Genomic DNA, 3,955 nt, shown 5'->3' with positions numbered 1-3,955 from the left:
CCTAAGTTTAATTGAACATTGATTTGTTTACACACTTTATGAACACAATTATAGCTATAATATGTTGGTATTATTGAATTTTACCCTCTGTTCATAAACATAAGATTTTCTGAACAAATATCTCTTAGCGTACAGCAAAAGGAGGTAATCATGACAAAAATGTGTCTAAACGTACAGAATTCCCGGAATGATATGGTGAGGCCATTTATAAGAATTGAATTAAATATTATTTGTCTGTTTTCTCTTTATGTTTAACAAACACCAAACTAAAGAGCCCAATAAATAACCATCTACAATAGAAAGTCCTAAACTTATTAATAGATTCCAACCTAAATGAAGAGAAACCGATAAAGAAAGTAATCCTCCAACTATGCCACCTAAAACACCGATCGTAAATTTCATCTTATCAGTCATATGTGTCCTCCATATAATCAATAAATTTCATACCAAAATTATATATTACTAATTAAAAATATATAATTTATGTAATTTTTTCTTAATATTGTATTTATGTGAAATTGACATAACACCACTTATTGGTAGTATCCGAAAAAGCTAACTTCTTATCTTTTTTCAGATAGGAAGTTAGCTTTTTCGTTTTGGGATAGTTTATTTTTTAAGGTGATATAGCAATACCTCTTATGTTGAATATTAAAATATTTAGCTTTTATATATCTTAAGTTATACTAAAACTGCAATTAAAAATTCAAAATGAACATCCATAACATAATTTTTAATTATTCATCTAATTTCACAAAACTTTAAAATAAAATATAAAGGACTTAACATCTATGACTAATTTTCAAAATAAAAACCTGATTTCATGGAAACAATTTATTTTAGGAACACTAGTAATATCGATATTTGCACCATTTCTTTTTGGGTTATTATTAAAAATAGTATTTTCATTACATATTACCGTACAATTATTTGATAATAATGACAGTTTAGAAATAGCTAAAAATTTTTTATTAACCCTTTCTATATTTTCATTTGCTATTTATTACATTTTCACACACAAATCTTTTTATAATCTAATATTATCTACCCTTAATATTAAATCACTAAATCGAGGTAGGACATATGTATATATATTGATTGCAAATATATTTGTTGTTTTATCGGGTAAAACAACAAATATCATCTCGAATGATTCAGCAAATATACAAGCAACAGATTTAGGAATAGACACATTATCCGAACAATCTTTTATCATATACATAATTGCTATATCAACACATGTATTAATCGGACCTGTTTTAGAGGAAATTCTATATCGTGGAATTATTCTTAGATTTTTAGAAATCAAATATTCTTTTTTTACTGGGTTAATTATATCCAGTTTATTATTTGGTTTAGCTCATAACTATGACTTTGCATTCATTATTTTTGCAACTCTAATGGGTATAATTTATGGTTTACTTTATAAGAAAACTAACTCAATAATCCCAGTAATAATTGGACATATGACTTACAATTTATATACATTTATATAATCATAATGAAGCAAAAGACGCATTATTTAAAATTATATTTCGCAAGACTATAAGGAGTATCTCCAGCATTTGGGAAAAAACTACGCTCGCCAAAAAATACAAAAAACCGTCCATCAGGACGGCTTTACTTTTTACATAATTCCCGTTATCAGAAGTTATCCATCAATAGAAATCATACCTACAATAATTAAAATTGCTAAAAACCAAGAATTCATATTGCCCTTCCTTAAGAAACGTAAATTTCTGTTGTCTCTTTACAAAAAGAGCAAACCCCTCTCCATTTGGAGAGAGGCACGATCCGTTCTCAATATTTTTTCTTTTTAAGTCGGTAAAGTCCTGTCAGACTGGCTCCTGCTGCAATGACAATCATAACAATAGAAACACTTAGGGAAACAACCTGATTTGGAATTAAATTAGCAAGATTTGCCCAAAGTAATGCAATACTTGCAAGCGATGCTAAACCGACGAGATAAGACCAACCTGTTTTCTTCGTCATAACTTGTTCACTCCTTTTCCTTATTGTACCATTTGGAAAAAACAATGTATTGTACAAAATTGGATGTATAGGATATTCATGTAAGGTTAACATAACGCATCATTATCGGTAGATTTAATAAAAATATGAATATAATTATGATTATTTTGAGAAAATATCACTAGCAATTAAAAGCCAACATGTAACAATTAATACGATGTAAAATCTAACCTAAAATAAATTATTTTTCAATTTTGTTTTTTATTGGATGGAGAAAATATGAAAAAAATTACTCAAAAACAAATTTTACTATTTGGTATTTCGTTAGTATTTATGACAGGGTGCTTGCAAAAGTATCTTATTGATGATGTTCAATTAATTCAAGGGGTTGTATACGATACAACAAAAGATAAAATAAAAACAACGATTGTCTGTCCGATTCAACAAAAAGGGCATAAAGTCCAAGTATTTGAGAACATTGGAAACACAGTAAAACAAGGAAGAGAAACAGCTTCTTTCGAATCTGCACAACCGTTTGCTAGCGGACAATTACGTGTTGCTCTTTTTACAGAAAAATTAGCGAAAAAAGATGTAAAAGTAGCGTATGATACACTTCTACGAGAAAGTAGCATAGGACATACAATATATCTAGGAATACTAGAAGGTGATGGATATGAGCTATTATCTGGAAAATACAAAAATAACTTTAATGTTGCAATTTATATAAAAAATTTGTTGGAACACAATATGGAAACAGGTTCATTACCATATGATAATTTACATCTTAACTCTTATCGCTATTACCAAGTAGGACAAGATACTTTTATGCCGATATTAAAAAAACAAAAAGACAAAATAGAAATTAAAGGCATGGCTCTTTTCAATGAAGATAAATATGTAGGGAAATTGCAACAAAAAGATATGTTTATTTTTAGAGGATTGCTTGAAAAACATAGATTAAATTCCCAGGAATTCAAAACCCATGGCGGTTATGTATTAATTAACAATATCCGTTCCACTCCTTCCTATCATGTTCAAATTAAAAATGGGAAACCATCCTTTTATATTCAAGTTAAAATAGATGCTCGTATACAAGAAATTTCAAAAGGAATAAATTTAGAAAATAAAAAGGAAATCGAAGTAATAACAAAAAATATAGAAAAACAACTTAATACAGAAAGTAAAAAACTAATAAAAAAAACACAAAATCTAAATGTAGATCCACTCGGTTTAGGCTCTAAATTTAAACAACAGTATAAACCATTTAAGTTAAAAGAATGGAATAAAATATATCAAACAGTACCAGTAAGAGTGAAATACATTATTAATATTGAAAATTCAGGAGTTGTTGAGTAAAACATTGAAATGGTTTACCATGAGTTTTATTAAAACCATCTATATCTTTGCTGAAATTTGTAATACTCCCAAATATAAAATCAAATTAAGATTCCCCCAATTTATACTCTAATAAATCTGAATTTCCTCTTATATATAATTATGCTATTATTTATTCAAAGCAACTTTCATTGCTTGTATATGACAAAAATACGCTACTCATTCAAAACAAAAACGCCAACTCCAGTATGGAATTGGCGTTTTTGTTTCATACAATCAGCTACTTGGATCCACTTCTATTTTACAAATCTAGTCCTTTTGGGGCATGGGGGAACGCCAGCATTTCAGAAAAGCCCCAAGCTAAGCAAATTTTGACAGGGCTTCAGGAATTACTTACAAATATAAATTTCTAAGTAATTAGACAAAACATAATATGATTTTATAGATTTAATTGCATATTATTTTCTCGATATTAAATTGTAACTATATAATCTACAATTGTAAGTATTTCTCTTATTGTTATATATTTGGGTTCTGGTGCAAAGATAAAATAAAAGAGACTATAGCTCATTTATTTCTAGCGGAATTCTATTTTATGCTGTAAGCCCAAACAATCGATGGATGAATTCTTTCTGGTTTTGGACAGACT

The 3,955-nt window shown here is 28.1% G+C and carries 4 protein-coding genes; 2 read left to right on the top strand and 2 right to left on the bottom strand.

What is annotated here, in order from left to right; all coding sequences use genetic code 11:
• Window positions 1-219: 219 nt before the first annotated feature.
• Window positions 220-414: a hypothetical protein gene (locus tag JDS96_RS29765; RefSeq protein WP_199669001.1), complete on the bottom strand. Its 195-nt coding sequence runs from the start codon at window positions 412-414 to the stop codon at window positions 220-222.
• A 377-nt stretch (window positions 415-791) separates the two neighbouring features.
• Here JDS96_RS29765 and JDS96_RS29760 point away from each other — a divergent pair, with 377 nt between their 5' ends.
• Entirely contained in the window at window positions 792-1,496 is a 705-nt protein-coding gene (locus JDS96_RS29760; protein WP_199669000.1) for a CPBP family intramembrane glutamic endopeptidase, read from the top strand.
• Between the two features lie 304 nt (window positions 1,497-1,800).
• Here the strand turns inward: JDS96_RS29760 and JDS96_RS29755 are convergent, their stop codons facing one another.
• Window positions 1,801-1,992, bottom strand: a complete 192-nt coding sequence (locus JDS96_RS29755) for a hypothetical protein (protein ID WP_199668999.1) — start codon at window positions 1,990-1,992, stop codon at window positions 1,801-1,803.
• A gap of 258 nt (window positions 1,993-2,250) precedes the next feature.
• On the opposite strand from JDS96_RS29755, the gene JDS96_RS29750 reads away from it, so the two are divergent.
• Window positions 2,251-3,327, top strand: a complete 1,077-nt coding sequence (locus JDS96_RS29750; RefSeq protein WP_199668998.1) for a Ger(x)C family spore germination protein — start codon at window positions 2,251-2,253, stop codon at window positions 3,325-3,327.
• The last annotated feature ends 628 nt before the right edge of the window (window positions 3,328-3,955 follow it).

The sequence above is a fragment of the Bacillus cereus group sp. N21 genome, from assembly GCF_016483395.1.
Classification (GTDB): domain Bacteria; phylum Bacillota; class Bacilli; order Bacillales; family Bacillaceae_G; genus Bacillus_A; species Bacillus_A pseudomycoides.
Note: the sequence above shows the minus strand (reverse complement) of the source record. Positions and strands in the feature narration are given on the sequence as shown.

Excerpts from the sequence above, each read along its gene's own strand:
- JDS96_RS29750 (WP_199668998.1), top strand. The coding sequence starts at position 2,251 with ATGAAAAAAATTACTCAAAAACAAATTTTACTATTTGGTATTTCGTTA.
- JDS96_RS29760 (WP_199669000.1), top strand. The coding sequence starts at position 792 with ATGACTAATTTTCAAAATAAAAACCTGATTTCATGGAAACAATTTATT.
- JDS96_RS29765 (WP_199669001.1), bottom strand. The coding sequence starts at position 414 with ATGACTGATAAGATGAAATTTACGATCGGTGTTTTAGGTGGCATAGTT.
- JDS96_RS29755 (WP_199668999.1), bottom strand. The coding sequence starts at position 1,992 with ATGACGAAGAAAACAGGTTGGTCTTATCTCGTCGGTTTAGCATCGCTT.